This is a genomic window from Peribacillus sp. V2I11, assembly GCF_030817135.1.
Lineage (GTDB): Bacteria > Bacillota > Bacilli > Bacillales > DSM-1321 > Peribacillus > Peribacillus simplex.
Window position 1 is genome coordinate 1,384,570 of the sequence record NZ_JAUSYW010000001.1, and the last position, 19,190, is coordinate 1,403,759.

Genomic DNA, 19,190 nt, shown 5'->3' on the forward strand with positions numbered 1-19,190 from the left:
CCTGTAATCTATAATAATTGATAAATTTTACTCGGTCTTCCTCGGGTGGAGTTAGCCTCTTCACCAACGCATTGTGCCAAATCAACTTCGCACATATCGGCAACAATACGCCGTACATTGCGCTCTGTCATCTCAAGATGTGTCGCTAAGTCCTTTGTAGTAAAATCACTCCAGCCCATTCTTTGAACGAGAGCGGATATCTTCTTATACGTTTTAACACTGATATTTCCGTTTTTCAACTTTTCTATAAGGGGTTTATTGTGGGTACGGGTATCATATTGCAGTTCTTTCTTTTTGCCTGGTGATTCGATAATTTTGCCATCATCTTGAATAATCACAATTTCTCGCTTCTTCATCTCTTTTGAATGTTGAATAGCACGAAAAGCATTGATTTCCGCCGAATAGGCAGTCTCACCGAAGCCAATCCCAACGGCAACGGTTGTATCTGCTTCAAACGCCAATTTTTGGATGGTATCTTCGAGGGTAATGATTTCTCGTTCAATTGCGCCGCGAGAACTAAAAATCATGTACCTCCCATTCCCTTTATCTGAAAAGGAACCATTTATTTTTTCTCCAAGTTGAATCAACATTTCTTTCAGCCGAAGTTCCAAGTACTGTAAATGATAAGGAGTTTTCATTTCCTCTGCCACTTTTTCAAAGTATTCGACCTCAATGATCTCCACTCCGATTTGTGTATCTTTAAAGTAGGAAGTCTTTACTTTTTCAGATAGAATTCGAAGCGTTTGCCGAACTTCCATCTTACTCATCGACATCCGGTAAGCCGGAATCCCATATTCACTTAAAGCTTCACAGACAGACGGAAAACAAGATAACGCACCTTCAGTCATTCCCTTATTCCATAAATCCAAGTGAAAATGTACCAATTCATTCGTATCAACATCTGACTCAAACACTTTCGTATAAATCTTTGGGGTTTTTATATTCAACTGTGACAAAGCTTCTTCACTAATATTATTTGAAGACATAGTATCGATACTAAGCTGCTCAATAATTTTCCCTTGTTCATAGACCAGCTCTATAAAGGATTTATAAAATCCTGATTCCGTAGCAGGAACATGGACCATTATTTTATCTGTGCCTAGTGTTTTTCCCGCAATTTCATAGGGAAGTGGACCAGAAAAAAGCCATGCATGTACATGAGAATTATATTCTTTTACAATACCCCCTACCTCTTCTGTCTTTACATAGGGCAAAGAGATGAATTCCAACTCATGTTTATATTCTTCTGCCAATACTAAAATTTGTTCTATAGAAGTTTTTAGACCGACAAGTCCGATTTTATACATCCAGTAATCGACTTCCTTTATCATCTGTAATAGATTCATTGTTCTTTTAGAATATCCTGGTTTAATCTAAGTCATGATATCGTAATCCTAATTCTTCTGCTGTCTAACTATTGCTCAGATTGTATTGGATCCTTGTTATTAGCTGTTTTGTTACTCTTGATCATATCATCAGCAAAAAGAAAAGAGTGATAGCAATGATATATACTTGTATTCATAGCCACGCCAAGCTTTTCTCTTTTGTATCATTTTATCATGCAACATGAAGGAAAAATACGTTGTATACGTTATTAAAATGATACATAACTACTTTTCCATCTGGCAGCCAGATGGAAAAGTAACGCACCCGTTAGGTGAAGAACACTTTCTGCGGAGTTCTAACTCAAAGTAATCTTTTACTAGTGAGACAGAAAGTTTAAATGATTGTTAGTCTATAAATCTTAGAGCCTCCCCCGCTTTAAAATTTACAATATCTTCCTGCAGAGTAGTTTTATGACATATATTGATATACTAGCAAAAAATGGAAGGTTGTGTTTTAGTGAGAAACGGAACGGTCAAAAAAATGTTTGTTGTTATGTTAATGTTAAGTATTTCTTATGTGCTCTTTGTAATTGCCTAGTGAAACTAGTGCAGCTAGTAGTCAAAAATCGATGGCTATTGAACAAGGAAATTCTAATGAAGTAAGAGCCAAATTTGTAAATGATTTTAGAAATGTAAAAAAGAAGGTTAAAAAATATGAACAGTGGTCCAGTTTTAAAAGGGTTTCCGATAATTTGACAACAGGAAAAAAAGGGGTTCTATTTCCTCAACTAAAAGTGTTACCTTTAATGCTTCTGTAACCGAGAGTATATCCGGGTTGGGTATTTCAACCGGAGCATCTAAAACTAGTAGTATTGATATACACTAAATGCGGACCCTAACAGTGTAGTATATATGGGATATAGAGTCCGATATAGTGTAGAGGAAGGCGAAAACCACAAAGTCGATATCGTTACAGGGAAAACGATATCTAAAAGCAAATATAAAGTGAAAAAACCCAAGTACGGAGATCACAAGTTACTTGATTATAAGTGACTACTAAACTACCAGAACTAAAACAAAAAAGATTAGCCCTGATATGGCTAATCTTTTCAGTTTGTAGACAAAAGGGGTTCGGAATTAAAAAATTCTGAACCCCTTTTGAAATTCCCTTTGAATTTTCGCCTAAAGTTAAGAGATTGGGGCTCTACGAGCCCACTATGTTAGGCCATTTTTGGACCTCGCCATGTCCAATTGGCCATCTTCTTTAAATTAATGGCAGCGAAAGTAAGCATCGCCTGCATCGACAATTTTTTAAGTCCCCTTAAAGTAGTCCAACGCATACCATGCTTTTCTTTTGCATCTGCGAATACACGCTCAATCGTTTCTTTACGTTTTGCATATATAGGTTTTACATCTTGATGATGACGCAGATGATCTGCTTCTTCCACATGTGTTTGCCAGATATGCCGTGTCACCACTTTTTGACAGTCTTTGCTTTCTGTACACCGAGATAAAAATGAGCATGTTGTACAAATTTGTTTTGGCGATTTGTACTCGCGATAGCCCTCTTTATTTGTTGTTGAGTACTTTAAAGTTTCGCCCGAAGGGCAAAGGTAACAATCAAAATGTTCATCGTATACATAGTCCTGTTTGCGGAAAAATCCTTCTTTGGTGCGAGGACGTGTATAAGGTAAAGCCGGTATGATTTCTTTGTTAAATAGGTAGCTTGTAATCGCTGGTGTTTTATAAGCTGCATCTGCGGCAACGGCTTCCGGTTTTCCAACTTTCTCAATCACTTGTTCAACTAGTGGCTCTAAGATCTGACTGTCATGTGTATTTCCAGGTGTTACAATCGTTCCCAATACAAAACCGTTGCGGTCTGCGGCCGCGTGGAATGAATAGGCAAACTGTTTTGTTCGTTCATCTTTCACATAGTAGCCACTCTCAGAATCCGTTGTACTTTCTTTAATCTCTTTGGTCTCTTCTTTATCAAATTTATCTGGTGGAAAAGGCTTTTTTCCATGGTTTTCACGATCTTGATTGATTTCTTCTTGAAGACGTCCTTGATACGCTCGTGTTTCTTTACGAACGATTTTCTTTTCAAATTTCCGTTTATTCGCACTGGCTTTCACATGTGTGGAATCCACGAAAACGTGTTCCGCACTTATTAACTTTTTATTAGCAGCTGTCATTAAAATGCGCTAGAAAATCTGTTCAAATAGGTCTGTATCTTTAAAGCGTCGCTCATAATTTTTCCCGAACGTAGAGAAATGAGGTACTTTATCATGGAAACCATAGCCTAAGAACCAACGGTAAGCCATATTGGTTTCAACTTCTTCAATCGTTTTACGCATGGAACGAATACCGAAGGTATATTGAATGAAAGTCAGTTTAACTAAAATAACTGGATCAATACTTGGGCGTCCTACCTCTGAATACATATCTTTCACCAAGTCATAAATGAAAGTGAAGTCAATGGCAGCCTCCATTTTACGAACCAAATGGTTCGGTGGCACCAGTTGATCTAAAGTAATCATTTCAAGTTGATCTCGCTGAATAGAATCATGTTTAGAAAGCATCCTCATCACCTCAAGTTTTAATACTTCTATTTTAAAACAAAAATGACTCCAGGCAAAAGTGTTCTATCTAAAAGGTAAGACAAAGTTGATTGGAACGGAAGGTACGAGACTCCTGCGGGAAAAGCGCGTCTAGGGGAGACCCCGCAGGCGAAAGCCGAGGAGGCTCCCCGACCGCCCGCGGAAAGCGAGTGCCTGGAGTGGAAATCAACGTCCAAATTGTACAAGCCATAAAAATAGACAAACTCGATTTTCATCGAGTTTGTCTACAGTCTGTGGGATCTTCGATTGGAAGATCCCTTTTCCATTGGGGGCTTTATATTAACTTCAAATTTCCCTAAGTTTCGGAAATCTCTAAGTGTCATAAAAAATTAATGGTAAGAAGCTTATCCCTTCATATTCAACAGATATCCTTCAATTTCTAGCTTGCTTTTTAAAATGACTATTACCTTTTCAGGGTCACTCTTTTGAAGATCTGCAAATCTCATTTTCATCTCTTTCTTGCGAGGAAAGTAGGTGGTCATGATAAATTTAACAAACTGCCAGTCTAATTTTTCATTGCAGCCTTTGCCCATATCAGGCCTTGTTTTACCTAGATAAGACAACCAACGTTTTATCACACGGTAAAGGCAAACACGGAGAGGAAGTTCTAAATAAATAATCGTATCGGCAAGCTCCGAACGTAAATGAAAAGAATTACTATAATTGCCTTCCATTATCCACTTGTCATGACTCAATACTTCCTTTTGAGCAGAAATAAAATCCTCTAAAGGAGTTTCCACCCAGCCAGGCCTCCAGTAGAAAGTATCCAAATGATGGACTTCGATATCCAAATGATCTCCAAGTCTTCTTGCAAAAGTAGATTTCCCGACACCCGCGGACACCCCGATAACCATGATACGTTCCATTTATATACCAGCTTCCTCACTTTATTAATCGAAATGACCAGTAAGTCTACCAAATATATATATAACCTTTTTAACAACCTTCTTCCTCTGCACTCCCCTTTTAGTTCCATAGAAAAGGCGACCCTTCTTGAATGAAGAATCGCATCAGTTATAGAAAAGGAAGTATGGTCACTGCGATGCCATGCCTGACTTATATTTTATCTCTATTAAATCAGTTGCCCTAAATGTTTCTTTGCCTCGTAATCAACAAGTTTTTCATCCTGCTTAATTCGTGCCAGATAATCCGGGTTGGCTATAAGCGGACGTCCAATCGCCGCAACGTCAATAATGCCTTTTTCCAGTGCGGCTTCAGCGGTTTCAGGATCAAGACCCCCTACACCAATTATGATTCCATCCCAGTGGCTGCGTACCAATTCATGCATCGTCAATCCTCTTGCAATCGGTTTGGTAAATTCCATCGTGGATGGGTGAATCATTTTGACTCCTGTTTCATTGAACGCTTCAATAAATGTTTGGATCGCTTTTTCAGGGTCTTCCCACATGTAAGACGGCTGGTCAATTTTCAAAGCCGAGAAACGAATAAGGGTGCGTTCCACTCCAACCGCATCAATAACTGCTTTTAGCACTTCCTTCATAAAAGTCAGACGCTGTTTTAGTTCACCACCGTAACGATCGGTCCTTTTATTGGAGGTGTCAGAATTGAACTGGTCTATTAAGTAGCCATGTGCACCATGAACTTCAACGCCGTCAAAGCCAGCATCCATTGCATTCTTTGCAGCTTGTTTATATTGGTTCACAACTTCTGCAATATCCTTCTCTGTCATTTCTTCAGGAATGTCAAAAGGTTTACCGAATCGGGAAACCTTACCTTCCGCAGCGATAGGGGAAGGAGCCTGCGGAGGAAGTCCTCCTGCAATTTCATGGTGGCTTGCACGGCCCACATGCCAGATTTGCGCAATAATCGTTCCGCCTTCTGCGTGCACTGCTTCCGTTACTTTTTTCCACCCGTTGATTTGCTCTTTAGTATATATTCCGGGAACTCCAGGATTGCCCTTTGCCCTTGGTGAAATCACTATACCTTCAGTGATGATAAGTCCGATTCCATCTTGAGCCCGTTTTCGGTAATATTCTACGGTCAGGTCATTCACAACACCAGTTTCGTTATCGGCAAACGACCGTGTCATGGGAGCCATCGCCGTTCTTGTTTTTAAGTTCCATGCACCTATTGTTACAGGTTCAAACATTTTGGTTTTTATTGTATTCATTTGAATTCCTCCTGTTAACCGCTTTACCCGGGCTAAATTTTAGTAACTATTACTGTGTAAGATTATCCGATAACTGGTTTTTTTTCAAATAATTCACTCTGTTTTTTATAGCTTCCGCTAAAATATGGTAATAAAGACCAATAAAAACGATTTTATTTTCGGTGTTATTGTTTTTTCCAAACAAAAAGCCAGACAGAGAAACTCCATTCCCTGCTGGCTAATTTATCTTATTAGTCTCGTGCTCTCCTGATAAAAAATGACACGATCAATCCAATGATTGCAAGGACTAGACCGAAAATGAAGGCATCTTGAACGCCTGCAGTCAATGAACCGCTGATGGCGGATGGATCGAACGGATCTTCTGCATTTGCCATATAATTTTTTTGTGACGCTGACATGATTGTAATGGCAACGGTTGTACCGATGGCCCCCGATACTTGTTGCAATGTATTCATGAGAGCCGTTCCATCCGGATAAAGGTTTTTCGGCAGTTGATTCAGCCCATTTGTCTGGGCCGGCATCATGACCATCGAAACTCCAATCATAAGGAGAGAATGCATGACGATTACCATAATGATCGTAGTTTCAGTCGTTATGTTCGTCAAAGTCCATAACATGACAATCATGATAATGAAGCCTGGGATCACTAACCCTCTTGGCCCGAACTTATCAAAAATGCGCCCCGTAACCGGAGACATGATACCATTAAGCACTCCACCCGGTAAAAGTACCAGCCCAGCCGAAAATGCAGCTAATGCAAGTCCGGTTTGCAGGTATAGCGGTAAGAGAATCATGGATGACATGATGATCATGAAGGTGATGAAGACGGTTATTAACCCTAACGTGAACATCGGGTATTTAAAAACGCGCAAGTCAATCATCGGTTTATCCATGTTGAATTGTCTTACAGCAAACAGGAATAGCGCTATAAGTCCAACAATGATCGAAGATAGAACTATCGCATTGCTCCATCCTTGTTCACCGACAATACTAAAGCCATAAACAATTCCCCCAAAACCAATGGTCGATAAAATGATGGAAGGTACATCGATTTTAGGTTTGGTGATTGTTGAAACGTTTTGCATATACTTGAGACCGAATAGTAAAGCGATCACAAAGAACGGCAAAGACACCCAGAAAATGTAATTCCATTTCAGATTTTCTATAATCAAACCTGAAACTGTCGGCCCGATGGCTGGGGCAAACATGATCACCAGCCCCATCAATCCCATCGTCGCTCCCCTTTTATGAATAGGGAAAATCAATAAAATCGTATTGAACATGAGAGGCAATAAAAGACCCGTTCCGATTGCCTGGATGACACGGGCTAGCATCAAGATACCGAACCCAGGTGCAATTGCTGCAATGAGCGTCCCAATGATGGAGAACACCATGGAGGCAATGAATAATTGACGAGTATTGAACCACTGGATCAAGAGTCCCGAAACGGGAACCAATATCCCCAATGTTAATAGGTAACCCGTTGTCAGCCATTGCACGGTCGAAGGACTGACATTGAATTCCTGGATTAAATCCCCCAGCGCCATGTTTAAAGCCGTCTCACTGAATAACCCAATGAACCCTGCAATTAAAAAAGCAATTAAAATGGGGGTCGTTCTAATGACTGGGTTTTGTTGCTGTGTTGCTTCTGTAGACATAAAATAAATCCTCCAATTACTAACTGTTCGACCTAAGCTTAAGATAATTTTTCCGTATGACTTATTTATTTATCAGCAATAATGGTATCTGTTCCGCAATGGCTTCGAGAGGTTCCCCGTTTTTCGCCGTTAAGGATAAAAGGATACCGCCTTCAATTAAAGCATTAATTACGATACTCAATTCTTTTGCACGTTTCTCACTGAATTCCGCCTCGAGTAATTTCTTCACATATATGGATTGCCAATCTTCTATCGCTTCTTGACAAGCCGTTCTTATCTGCTCACTCGTCGTATATGTTTCCGCCGCAATCGTCCCGATTGGCAGTCCCAATAGATTTTCACTATCACCAAAAACCTCGGATAAATGAAAAATATGAGCCTGAATGGCTTTGATAGGGTCTTCGATTTCATCAAAGCCCCGTTTAATTTCATCTATCACGAATTCTTTTGTATGAATAATCGCCTCGATCGCCAATTCTTCTTTGCCTTTCGGAAAATAATGGTACAGCGAACCTTTTGGGATACCACTTTCCTCAATAATGTCCTTAAGCCCTACACCGTAATATCCACGTATCCGAAAAAGTCGGGAAGCAGCTTCAATAAGAATGTCTTTCGAGTTTCGTTTTTCTGCCATAGCTGGATCACTCCTTGAAATTATATCAACCGGTCTATTAGAGACTATACTTGTATATCATTGGTTTGTCAAAAATGACAGCCTATGAATGGAATACGCTATTGAACTCATTGAAAACAAGAAGAACACCTCATAATGGTGTTCTCTGCAAGTTTAAAAAATGGAGGAAATCAATATCTTCTATATACAATCCGCTATTTTTTTAAACGCTTCCATTATTAATCAAACAAATTGGCCGGCCTTTATTATCTTCAAGGATTCTTGTCATGATTTTTGAAATCAAGAATAGCAATTACAAACATGCCAAAGCTTAGCATTAGGGAAATAACTTCGAAAGTACCCATTCATACATCGCCTCCTTATATCCAGCTTTTCCTGATCAGAGATTGTCCTATACAAGAAAAAAATGAAGGGGTGGCTTTTAAACAAAAAAAGGCAAACCCAATCAGGGTCTGCCCTCTACTCCATTCATATCATTGATCGTTGAAACTTTCTGTTCAAATGACCTATTACTGTTAATAACCAAGGTTTTTTTCCACAACATTCATTAAGGGTTTACCGTCAGAAAATAGCTTTAAATTTTTCAGGAATAATTCCATCACACGATCTAGGTGTTTGGAAGAGTTGTAAGCATTATGTGGGGAAACCATGACATTTTCCAGCTGCCAGAAAGGATGATCCTCAGGTAAAGGTTCAACTTCAAACACATCGAGCGCCGCCCCAGCTATGTGCCCATTGCTCAAGGATTCGATTAAATCTTCATCCACAATCGTATTACCACGGCCGACATTAATTACATAGCTGCCTTTTTTCATTTTATTTAAGCGTTCTTTATTAAAAAAGTATGAGGTATCTTTTGTAAACGGGAGTGCCAAGACGACAAAATCGGACATAGAAAGGACCTCATCCACTTGATCCATTCCCATTATCAAATCAGCAGGTTCATATTCTTTGTTTCTCTTGGAGGGACTCCGGCGGCAGCCAATAACGGTCATACCTAGTGCTTTACATCTCTTTGCTACCTCATAGCCAATATCACCATACCCAATTATCCCCACTGTCGCATTTTCAAGATCTTTCACGGGAATATCAACCCAAGTTTTGTTTATTTGATTTCTGATCATTGTCGGTACGCCTCTTGCTAACGAAGATAGCATTGCAATTGTATGCTCGGCTATCGGGACAGATGTGCAGCCTTTGACATTGGTGATGATGACATCGCTGTTTTGTATATCTTCATTCAGCATGGCCTCCACTCCAGCACTGTCTGAATGGACCCATTTAATCTTTGGAGCTTTTTTTATAATGTTAAGATTATCATGAAGCCCCAGCGTATAAAGGACATCAAATTTTGATAAATCAACTGTTGGCTGTGGTTCAGGTTCGCCGAATTCCCATGGCTCGACAACAACTTCTGAACAAATCTCCTTAAACTCATTGATGTATTTTTCCGGTATATCGACCCTGATGTAAAGTGAAGGTGCTATTTTCTTAGAAACGGACATTATAAAACCTCCTCAAGAACCTACGATTCCTTTTTCCCTCATTTATGGGATGGCAATCCGTTGCGATTATACCATGCCGTGCTTTATGATCACTTCAGGAAATCTGGTTGCTCTTTTCTGATTCTGTCCCAAAGAGGCTGAAAACTCAGCCATCCCTCATATTCCGTTCCCGTTTGTTCTGCCGTTAACTTTGCATACTCTTCTTCTATAAAAATGGGCTTACCTACAGATTCAGCCATTATCTGTGCTTGACATGAACGTTCCATCGTTATGAACCACCACGCAGCTGAATCTACAGATTGGCCCACCGTAAGCAGACCATGGTTGCGGAGGATGACAGCTTTATATTGACCTAAAGCCCTAGCGATGCGTTTCCCTTCTTCAGATGCATAAACCACACCAGTAAAATCATCGAACAATGCATGGTCTTTATAGAATTGGCAGGCATCCTGCGTAATCGGATCTAGCAGTCTCCCTAATGAAGACCATGTCTTTCCATATACCGAATGAGCATGTGCCGCTGCTATGGCATCCGGTCGTGCTTTATGGATTTCCGAATGAATGGCAAAGGCAGCACCATTCACTGAATGTTCCCCCTCTACTATTTCACCTTTATGATTAACCAATATAAGATCGGAAACGGAAATTTGACTAAAATGCATACCAAACGGATTAACCCAGAAATGGTCAGGATATTTAGGATCTCGGACCGTAATATGGCCAGCTATCCCTTCATCGAAACCAAACTTTGAAAAAAGACGGAATGAAGCTGCCAATCGTTCTTTCCGGTGATTACGTTCTTCTTCCATTGTATTGAATGTTGCGGGTTGCAGGGAAATTGACTTTGTCATTTTTCTTTCCTCCTCGATTCTTTTTCCTCATTTTTTGCCTTCCATCAATTAGCCATGGTGTCCATGTCCGCTTTATCCTTTACATCTTGCTTTACCTCATTATTTGGGCTGAGGAAAGTAAGGGTAGTGATGACGACAAAACTAGTAGCGAGTCCGTATAAAATGGGTTGAGTGGAGGAAGGTCCATTAATGACCAATCCAACAATAATAACGATCATGCTAGCTAGAATGGAGTAGAATGCAGCTTTAGCCGTGACTCTCTTCCAAAAGAAGCCAAGAATGATCGGAAAGAACACAGCGCCGGATAAGATTGCGTAAGCTACATCCAGTGCAACTAAAATATCTTGTATCCATATCGAAACGATTATCGTCAATACACCAATCGTTAAAGTAGTATACCGTGATGTTTTTAAAAATTGTCGTTCACTCATTCCTGGACCGATATATTTTTTAATGATGTCATTAACAACTAAAGTGGATGAAGCGAGCAATGTTCCTGAAGCAGTGGACATTAGGGCTGAGGCCACACTTGCAATGACAACCCCCAATAGGCCAGCAGGTAGAGTTTCCATCGCTATACTAGTAAATGCATTTTGTGGATCTCCTAAATTAGGAAGAATAATAAAAGCGCACATTCCTATGATACTGATTGCAATTGCGTAAAAAACACTATATATTCCAGCTCCAACCGTTCCGCCACGAGAGACCGCTTTGGTTCGTGCAGTAAAGAGACGCTGCCAAATATCTTGTCCAACAACTACCCCTAAAGTAAAAAGTAAAAAATATTGAAAAATGGTCTCGCCGCCAATGTTGCCTAACTCAAAATGTGATGCAGGAAGATTTTCTTTAAGTGAGCTCCACCCTCCTGCCTTAGAGATACTCATTGGGAGCATGATAAAGAAAATCCCGACCGTCATGATGACGAATTGCACGACATCAGTCATGGTGACAGACCACATTCCTCCTAATATTGTATAGAATAAAACGATTCCACCCCCGACTATCATGGAAACCGTTAAATTCCAACCAGCCAAAACATGTAATATCGTCCCCATCCCGATCACTTGCGTTACAGTCAGCATGAATGTATAGATAACCGAGACCAAGGCACTTACCAATCGCGTTTGGGAATTGTAACGCTTCTCAAGCATTTCACTGATTGTCAGTACTTTTAAATCAAAGATCTTATTTGTTAAAAAAAACCCGATTGCGATAATCCCGAGCCCGATCATCACCACTAGCCAAATACCGGATATCCCAAACTGATAACCTAACTTTGCTGTTCCGAGTGTAGAAGCGCCCCCTAATATCACAGCAGCCAAACAAGATAAATACATAAAATGACCGAGATTACGCCCTGCTACAATGAAATCATCTGCTGTTTTTGCCCGTTTGGATCCTATTACTCCCACAATGATTAAAACAGAAAAGTATAGAATCATGATCGATATATCCAAAATATGCATGTACACATCTCCTTTTAAGGTTGTTTTATTTTATAACGACTTTTGTTAAAGATAGAAGGAAGGGATTTTTCTCCGATCCCTTCCATTAAAATGGAAACTAGTTGTTAAGCTGTGTTTCCAAATCTCCCACTCTCTCTTTTTTCTCCAGTTTCCCTTTTTTTGCTAGAGCGATGAGAGTGATGAATTCATAGACGATATTAGCGGCCGCGGCAGCCGTGATTTGCCCGTGATCGTATGATGGTAAAACCTCAACAAGATCGAATCCAACAAAATCTATATTCGTCAATCCTCTCACTAAGGCTAAAGCATCATCAATGCTGGCACCGGAAACTTCAGGGGTTCCCGTTCCGGGAGCATAGACCGGATCTAAAAAATCAATGTCAAATGATAAAAACACCGGACCATTCGCAACACGCTCATGAATGACCCCTAGCATCTTTTCGACCCCGATTCGTTTATAATCGTTTGTCGTATAAACGCCCAAACCTAAATCCCGGGCATCCTGAAGATCTTCCGGTCCGTACAGACCACCCCTCATACCAATTTGAAGAGATCGCGATACATCGATGAGACCCTCTTCTATTGCGCGGCGAAAAACGGTTCCGTGATTATACTTTTGATCAAAATAACTATCCCAAGTATCAGAGTGAGCATCGAGCTGAAGCAAGGCAACAGGTCCATGTTTTTTTACGATCGCACGTAACTCCCCTAGTGTAATGGAATGATCGCCTCCCAATGAAATGGGAATGATCCCTCTTTCAATGACGGGAGTAAGCTCTTCTTCGATCTTTTTATATGTTTCAGAAATATACCCCGGAATGATCGGAATATCCCCATAATCAATTCCTGATATATAGTCAAAAATATTAATATCTTGTTCTGGGTTATAAGGACGTAAAAGGATTGAAAAATCGCGAATGGCTTCTGGTCCGAATCTCGCACCCGTTCTAAATGATTGCCCGGAATCAAAAGGAATTCCCGTAATGACAAAATCCATATGTTCATCTATCTGTTCAACAAATGGGAGCCGCATAAACGTACGCACTCCACAAAAACGGGGTGATTTGAATGAGTCTTTCGGTTGATACTTCATCATGTAACATCCTCCTAAATTCTAATTCTGTTATTATTATTTTTCACTCCACTGCAATTGCAGATGCCATACAAACTTCCATCTTTTCTAATAGAATGGATGTATATAACACCCTTGGAAATTCCCTTCTTACCTTTTACATAAGCAAGATTCAGGCCAACTATTTCGATGCAGTATATAAGGCTTTTCATTATTTTGTTTCATCAAATGATTAAAAACTTAATCATTTTCTTGTTTTTTAATTTATTTTTTGATTATTTTGACATTTTGATTTATATTTTAATTAAACAGCATCACAAAACCCAAAGGAGCGGAACTCATGTACGATGATATGCTGGAGGAAGAACTAAATAAGATTATTGAGACATCGAATAATAACATTCTCATTACCGATCAAGATGGAATCATTTTATATTCCAACCCAAAGCTTTGGGAGATTTATGGAATGGAAAGTGACTCTTATATCGGTACCTCCGTCTATCAATTAGAAAGCGAGGGCCTTCTCACACCTTCCATCAATGCGATTGTTTTAAAAGAAAAGAAAGCGAAGCGCATAATGCAAGAAACAAAAACAGGTCATGTTGTCATGTCAACTGGCTATCCCATTTTTAATAAGGAAGGACTTCTCGTTAGGGTAATCAGCTATGGTCAGGATCAAACCGAGATCCTGCAATTGCAGGATCAATTTGAGCAATTACAACGAAAAGTAAAAGGCTATCAAACGGAAGTAGAGGATTTAAGGGAAAGGGAACTGGATTACCATTATATGATTGCTAGAAGTAATGAAACGAAGCATATTTTAAAAACGATCCATAATGTTGCAAAAACCGATGCCACGATTCTCTTATTAGGACCTTCCGGGGTAGGGAAAACCACTTTTGCCCGTGCTCTTCATGACCAAAGCAACAGAAAGAAAGAACCTTTTATCGAAGTGAATTGCAGTACGATACCTGATAGTTTGTTTGAATCAGAAATATTCGGCTATGAGCCGGGATCATTTACAGGGGCAAATAAACAAGGAAGGCAAGGCCTGATTGAGCAGGCTGACAGCGGAACCCTTTTCTTGGATGAAATTGGGGAACTTCCACTTACCATGCAAGCTAAATTACTGAAAGTATTACAGGAAAAAAAGATAAAGCGCATCGGTGGAAAAAAAGATAACTATATTAACTTCCGCCTGGTTGCAGCAACTAATCAAGATTTGAAGGAGATGGTAAGTCAAGGTAAGTTTAGATTGGACTTATTTTACCGTTTGAATGTGATTCCCATCCAAATTCCGGCATTACATGAACGTAAAGAAGATATCCCTCTCTTAATTCAGCATTACTTACAGAAAACCAGTGATAAATACCAGAAATTCAAAAAAATCCATCCATCGACTTATGAAGTTTTGACTCATTATCATTGGCCAGGAAATATACGAGAATTAGAAAACTTAATTGAACGGTTAATCCTGACCATCGAAGAACCAATTATATTTCCCGAACACCTTCCGCAATCCATCACAGGGCAAATAGAACAGCCTGAAGACTCCACCTTCTTGGCTATCGAACAGGAATGTGAAGAGAATTTCGATTTAAAGAAGACACTGGAAAAGGTTGAAAGGCAACTGATTGCAAAAGCATGGAAAAAATGTAAAACCACATACGAAATGGCAGATCATTTGGGCATCAGCCAGCCAACAGTCATCTATAAATTAAAAAAATACAAAAAATATTTGTAAATTCATCTGGACTAGAATCCCTGCAAACCTTGAATGGTCCTTAACCTTTAGTCATAGATGTCTTCAAGCTAAGGGAGCTTTTTGAACCCTTATATGCCTGCAAATCAAGTGAAACCTATGATGGTTATCGACAATAAGTCCAATTAAAAAAGCCCTAAATACCTTCCAACGAAAAAAATCCACATTCATGATGAATGGGATTCACAAATATCATATACGTTTCCATATTATTAAGGTTAAAGTTTGCAGGCTTACATTAATTCAACCGAATGATTGTCAGTGAAGCTCCCGCCCCACCTGTTAAGACAGCGGTAGCCACTAGACCAAATATCTGAAGGAGGGTTGTATCACCTGCTGATAAATTTAAAATCACATCATTATTATATTTAGAAATCGCGACTGCTGGTGATATTATGGAGCTGGGAATAGGTGTAGCAAATCAACCTCGAACCAGCAGGAAGTCCAGCGGTTGTATTTATTTTAATAAAGACCAGTAACAGGAACGGTAAACGTAGTGTTTCCTCCATTCACTGAAAATGACCCTGAATTTTGGTTACTTATAAGCGGTTGCCCCCACTTCTCCTGTTTCTCCGTTTGCTCCGATCATTCCAGTTGTACCAGTTTCCCGGGTGATCCAGTAGCTCCAATTATTCCCTTTGTTTCGGTTGCCCCCTGCTTTATAGACCAAATAATTCATACTATCAGAAATCCTCCTGGTATGTTTGGCCAACTCCCAAATGTGGTTTTTTCATATCTTAGTCGAAATGCAAAAAAGCTTCCATAAAAGGAAGCCACTCATTTACTAACATAGCAATCTTGCCGAACATTTTCATGCATTCAAGCTTTTTTCCAATTCGGAACCACAAGATTCGCGGATGATCAACTTATCTTCCAGAACGAATTTTTTCTTTTCAACGGTTCCGCCTTTCATTAAGGTCAGCAATAAGTTCGTTGCCATTTTCCCTATTTCGTACTTAGGCTGGTCAATGGTCGTAATATGAGGATGAAAAATCGATGCTATTTTCAAATTATCAAAACCTACGACAGCAATATCCCTGGGAACGCTCAACCCATGATCCTGGATTGCCTTTACAGCTCCCAGCGCCATTTCATCATTAAAAACAAACACTGCTTCAGGCCTGTTTTCCAGCGATAATAAATTCACCATCTGGTCATAACCTGAGTCAATGCCATAATCCCCCCCTTCCTGGATGAATTCCGGGTTGACCTTCAAGTGATGATTCTTCATTGCCTGCTGGAACCCTCCTAGGCGATCCCGGCTAAGGATGATGTTCATGGGCCCTGTTATATGGGCAATTCGTGTATGTCCAAGCTTGATTAAATGTTCCGTTACTTTTCTGGCACTGCTAACATTGTCGATCGATACAGTTGGAATGTCCAGTCCGTCCACGTATTCACATGCCAATACAATCGGAAATTGATTCGATAGTTTTTCCAGGCTTTCTCTGCTCATTCTAGCGGTAAGAAGTAACGCTCCATCCGCCTGCTTTTTATATAGCAAATCGATGTATTCCTTTTCCCGCTCAATGTCGTTCTCCGTATCTCCCAATATAACCTGATAGCCATTTTCTACAGCAGTATGCTCAATTCCCCGAAGCACTTCGGAAAAAAAGGGCCTTGTTATATCCGGTACGACGACCAGAATGATTTTTGTCTCTTTCGTCCTGAACTGACTGGCAATCATGTGAGGCTTGTAATTCATCTCTTCAATTACCTGCAGCACCTTTTGTTTGGTATCCTCGCTGACTAAATCCGGCTGTCTGAGCACTCTTGAAACGGTTGCGGGAGATACGTTGGCCAATTTCGCCACATCGCTCATTTTCATTATTATCTCCACCTGCCTATTTTCTATTTTGTCATTTTCATTAATTCCATTATAAAGTAATTTAGACTTCATGTTAAAATATCGAATTCTCTAGGCAACGTTTCTTTCAAAACATTCATGGATTTTTTCACGCCTGTTAATGGCGCCATTGTTAAATCTTCCATTTCGAGAACGATCGGTCCTTCATAACCTACCATTTTAACGATAGTAAAAAACTCTTTCCACCAGCCACTGTCGTGACCATATCCAAGTGCAACGTAATTCCATGATCTTCCTGCGTATTGGTTCATTGGTTTTACATCAATCAATCCCTGGACATCATATATCCCTCTTTCTAACCGGACATCTTTTGCGTGAATATGATAAACTGCGCTTCCTAATGTTCTTAAAGCCGCGATAGGGTCACCACCCATCCAAAATAAATGACTCGGGTCGAAATTCATGCCGACCGTATCACCGACTTCTTGCCTTAATTTAAAGAGTGTTTCAGGATTGTAAACTAAATTGCAGCCTAGATTTTCGATGGCAACCTTTCGAACTCCGTGTTCTTTTGCCGTTGTCACCGCTTTTTCCCAATAAGGGAATGCTACCTCATTCCACTGCCAATCAAGCATCTCAAAATGCGAGGGCAAAATGGGATGTGTCAGCCAATTGGGCGTCCTGTCACTTGGTCCGCCGCCAGGACACCCTGACATCATTACAACCGTTTCGACTCCTAAAAGCCCAGCTAGCTGAAAGGTCTTATTAACAACGGCTTTATGCATGGTTCCTTCATCTGATGGATTAAGCTGATTGCCAGAACAATTCAACGCGGCAATGCTAATCCCCCTTACATTTAATTCATTTAAAAATTGCTTTCGTTTTGCGGTGCTGCCAATAAGCCCATCGAGATCGAGATGTGGAGCATCCGACCAATTGCCGCATCCAAGCTCCAGTGTCTCTATTCCCTGATCCACACACGTATCCAGCATCTCTTCAAATGGCATGTAACCTAAAATATCAGTAACTAAACCAACCTTCATAAAGTTTTCCTCCTCTATTTAAACTAGACATCCCTTTCACATTGCTTAGTTCAATTTCAAATTATGTTTTGTTGCTTTCCTTTGGCGACTCCATACAATCATAAAGAAAACAGCGGTTAAACCTAATGATCCCGCGAAATAAAATCCTGCAGAAATACCTAAATGTGAAATCAATACTCCTGCAATGAAAGGTCCAGCAAACATACCAATCGCGTAGATTGCTTGATATGCCCCCATGGCCGTTGCCCTTTTTTCAAGGGGAATCGACTCCACCGCCATTCCTAAAAATAATGGAAAAAGAGTGCCTAATGAGAATCCATTCAATCCTTGGATCATAAAAAGCATCCCTTCTGTATCTATTAATGGCGTACATACTGTAAAAATGGCCGTTAGGCCGAAAGCTAGTTTCAGTAACTTCCATTGTCCGAATAATGGTACGAATATTTTCCCGCTTAACATGGTGGCAATGGCATGTGGAATCATGAATGAAAAGATGACCATGCTGATTTCATCAGTCTGGAGCCCAAGCTTTAAAGCAAATGCCGGGGTGAAGCCGAACATTGTCGTGAAGATGATGCCATGAGCAAGAATGGAAAGAAATGATACTTTTAATAGCGCCGGTTCAAGCATGACTGATATCAATTCTTTCAATTGAATAGGCTCTTTCTGAAAATCTTCGTTCGATTCATAAATAAAAAGTGAAAGTACGATACCAACGAAACCGATAATTCCTCCCATCCAAAAAGGCGCGTGCCATCCCCATAGATCGACAATGTATCCGCTGATCGCCATTCCAAGCAGCTGTGCCAGAACCACAGCTAACGAGATACTGCCCATCGCTCGGTGAAGATCACGTTCTGAAAAATAGCTGGAAAATAAAATGGTGAACGCTACCCAAGTTGCGGCGGCAACTCCAGCTAACGAGCGGGCCAAAAGGATCCAGCCTAAACTATCGGCCCCTGCAAATGTCACGCAACTCAAAGTACTCACGACCATTCCAAAGATAATAAAAGGTTTTCTTACTTTTATGAGGTCGGAATAAATCCCGAACGGAAGCCTGAAGAGAAATTGCATCAGCCCATAACTGCCTAATACCAGGCCGATAAATGTATAATCCCCTCCAATCGTCTCAAGGTAAGGAGACAAAATGGGAATATAAATGAAATTTGAAAACCAAAAAATAAATGAGAGCACTAAAAATAAAAATCTATTTCGTGCGGTATGTAACAAAGTCATTGCAACACTTCCTCTAACCAGCGAGCTATTTTTCACCGATGGCACCTCATGTAAAAAGTGAATATACAAAAAGGTGCCCGCA

At 40.1% G+C, this 19,190-nt stretch carries 17 protein-coding genes and 1 pseudogene; 2 read left to right on the forward strand and 16 right to left on the reverse strand.

Annotation, left to right across the window (positions count from 1 at the left end; all coding sequences use genetic code 11):
* Positions 1 to 8: 8 nt before the first annotated feature.
* The gene (locus QFZ73_RS06685) at positions 9 to 1,307 is read right to left on the reverse strand and encodes a hypothetical protein (RefSeq protein WP_251437297.1); all 1,299 of its coding nucleotides are present in this window, start codon (positions 1,305 to 1,307) and stop codon (positions 9 to 11) included.
* 647 nt (positions 1,308 to 1,954) lie between these two features.
* On the opposite strand from QFZ73_RS06685, the gene QFZ73_RS06690 reads away from it, so the two are divergent.
* Positions 1,955 to 2,143, forward strand: coding sequence for a hypothetical protein (locus QFZ73_RS06690; protein WP_307264446.1), 189 nt, complete (start codon positions 1,955 to 1,957; stop codon positions 2,141 to 2,143).
* Positions 2,144 to 2,545: 402 nt separating this feature from the next.
* Here the strand turns inward: QFZ73_RS06690 and QFZ73_RS06695 are convergent.
* From QFZ73_RS06695 to speB, 10 genes and pseudogenes are all read right to left on the reverse strand, one after another.
* A pseudogene (locus tag QFZ73_RS06695) lies at positions 2,546 to 3,904 on the reverse strand (IS1182 family transposase).
* Positions 3,905 to 4,287: 383 nt separating this feature from the next.
* Complete coding sequence (locus tag QFZ73_RS06700) at positions 4,288 to 4,809, reverse strand: P-loop NTPase family protein (RefSeq protein ID WP_307264450.1); 522 nt, start codon at positions 4,807 to 4,809, stop codon at positions 4,288 to 4,290.
* 206 nt (positions 4,810 to 5,015) lie between these two features.
* Positions 5,016 to 6,074 (reverse strand): alkene reductase, encoded by a 1,059-nt coding sequence (locus QFZ73_RS06705; protein WP_373458915.1) that lies wholly within the window; start codon positions 6,072 to 6,074, stop codon positions 5,016 to 5,018.
* A 230-nt stretch (positions 6,075 to 6,304) separates the two neighbouring features.
* A complete protein-coding gene (locus QFZ73_RS06710; RefSeq protein WP_307264453.1) occupies positions 6,305 to 7,732 on the reverse strand; it encodes an MDR family MFS transporter in 1,428 nt (475 codons plus the stop codon).
* Positions 7,733 to 7,793: 61 nt separating this feature from the next.
* The gene (locus tag QFZ73_RS06715; RefSeq protein WP_251435207.1) at positions 7,794 to 8,366 is read right to left on the reverse strand and encodes a TetR/AcrR family transcriptional regulator; all 573 of its coding nucleotides are present in this window, start codon (positions 8,364 to 8,366) and stop codon (positions 7,794 to 7,796) included.
* Between the two features lie 251 nt (positions 8,367 to 8,617).
* Complete coding sequence (locus QFZ73_RS28885; RefSeq protein WP_220126990.1) at positions 8,618 to 8,710, reverse strand: putative holin-like toxin; 93 nt, start codon at positions 8,708 to 8,710, stop codon at positions 8,618 to 8,620.
* Between the two features lie 171 nt (positions 8,711 to 8,881).
* Positions 8,882 to 9,871, reverse strand: coding sequence for a D-2-hydroxyacid dehydrogenase (locus tag QFZ73_RS06720; protein ID WP_251435210.1), 990 nt, complete (start codon positions 9,869 to 9,871; stop codon positions 8,882 to 8,884).
* Between the two features lie 89 nt (positions 9,872 to 9,960).
* The gene (locus tag QFZ73_RS06725) at positions 9,961 to 10,722 is read right to left on the reverse strand and encodes a class II aldolase/adducin family protein (RefSeq protein ID WP_307264460.1); all 762 of its coding nucleotides are present in this window, start codon (positions 10,720 to 10,722) and stop codon (positions 9,961 to 9,963) included.
* A gap of 44 nt (positions 10,723 to 10,766) precedes the next feature.
* Positions 10,767 to 12,188: a sodium:solute symporter family protein gene (locus tag QFZ73_RS06730; protein WP_307264464.1), complete on the reverse strand. Its 1,422-nt coding sequence runs from the start codon at positions 12,186 to 12,188 to the stop codon at positions 10,767 to 10,769.
* Between the two features lie 97 nt (positions 12,189 to 12,285).
* Positions 12,286 to 13,284 (reverse strand): agmatinase, encoded by a 999-nt coding sequence (gene speB / locus QFZ73_RS06735; RefSeq protein ID WP_307264467.1) that lies wholly within the window; start codon positions 13,282 to 13,284, stop codon positions 12,286 to 12,288.
* Positions 13,285 to 13,600: 316 nt separating this feature from the next.
* Between speB and QFZ73_RS06740 the strand changes: the two genes are divergently transcribed.
* Complete coding sequence (locus QFZ73_RS06740) at positions 13,601 to 15,004, forward strand: sigma-54 interaction domain-containing protein (RefSeq protein WP_251435221.1); 1,404 nt, start codon at positions 13,601 to 13,603, stop codon at positions 15,002 to 15,004.
* A 256-nt stretch (positions 15,005 to 15,260) separates the two neighbouring features.
* Here QFZ73_RS06740 and QFZ73_RS06745 read toward each other — a convergent pair whose 3' ends face one another.
* From QFZ73_RS06745 to QFZ73_RS06765, 5 genes are all read right to left on the reverse strand, one after another.
* Complete coding sequence (locus QFZ73_RS06745) at positions 15,261 to 15,377, reverse strand: hypothetical protein (protein WP_251435224.1); 117 nt, start codon at positions 15,375 to 15,377, stop codon at positions 15,261 to 15,263.
* Positions 15,378 to 15,557: 180 nt separating this feature from the next.
* Positions 15,558 to 15,701 (reverse strand): hypothetical protein, encoded by a 144-nt coding sequence (locus tag QFZ73_RS06750; protein ID WP_251435226.1) that lies wholly within the window; start codon positions 15,699 to 15,701, stop codon positions 15,558 to 15,560.
* A gap of 132 nt (positions 15,702 to 15,833) precedes the next feature.
* Positions 15,834 to 16,853: a LacI family DNA-binding transcriptional regulator gene (locus QFZ73_RS06755; RefSeq protein ID WP_251435355.1), complete on the reverse strand. Its 1,020-nt coding sequence runs from the start codon at positions 16,851 to 16,853 to the stop codon at positions 15,834 to 15,836.
* 65 nt (positions 16,854 to 16,918) lie between these two features.
* On the reverse strand, positions 16,919 to 17,872 hold the full coding sequence (locus QFZ73_RS06760) for a sugar phosphate isomerase/epimerase family protein (protein ID WP_307264475.1): 954 nt from the start codon (positions 17,870 to 17,872) through the stop codon (positions 16,919 to 16,921).
* A 45-nt stretch (positions 17,873 to 17,917) separates the two neighbouring features.
* Positions 17,918 to 19,108 carry an MFS transporter gene (locus QFZ73_RS06765; RefSeq protein WP_307264478.1) on the reverse strand — a complete coding sequence of 397 codons (1,191 nt, stop codon included), beginning with the start codon at positions 19,106 to 19,108 and terminating at the stop codon, positions 17,918 to 17,920.
* Positions 19,109 to 19,190 lie beyond the last annotated feature (82 nt).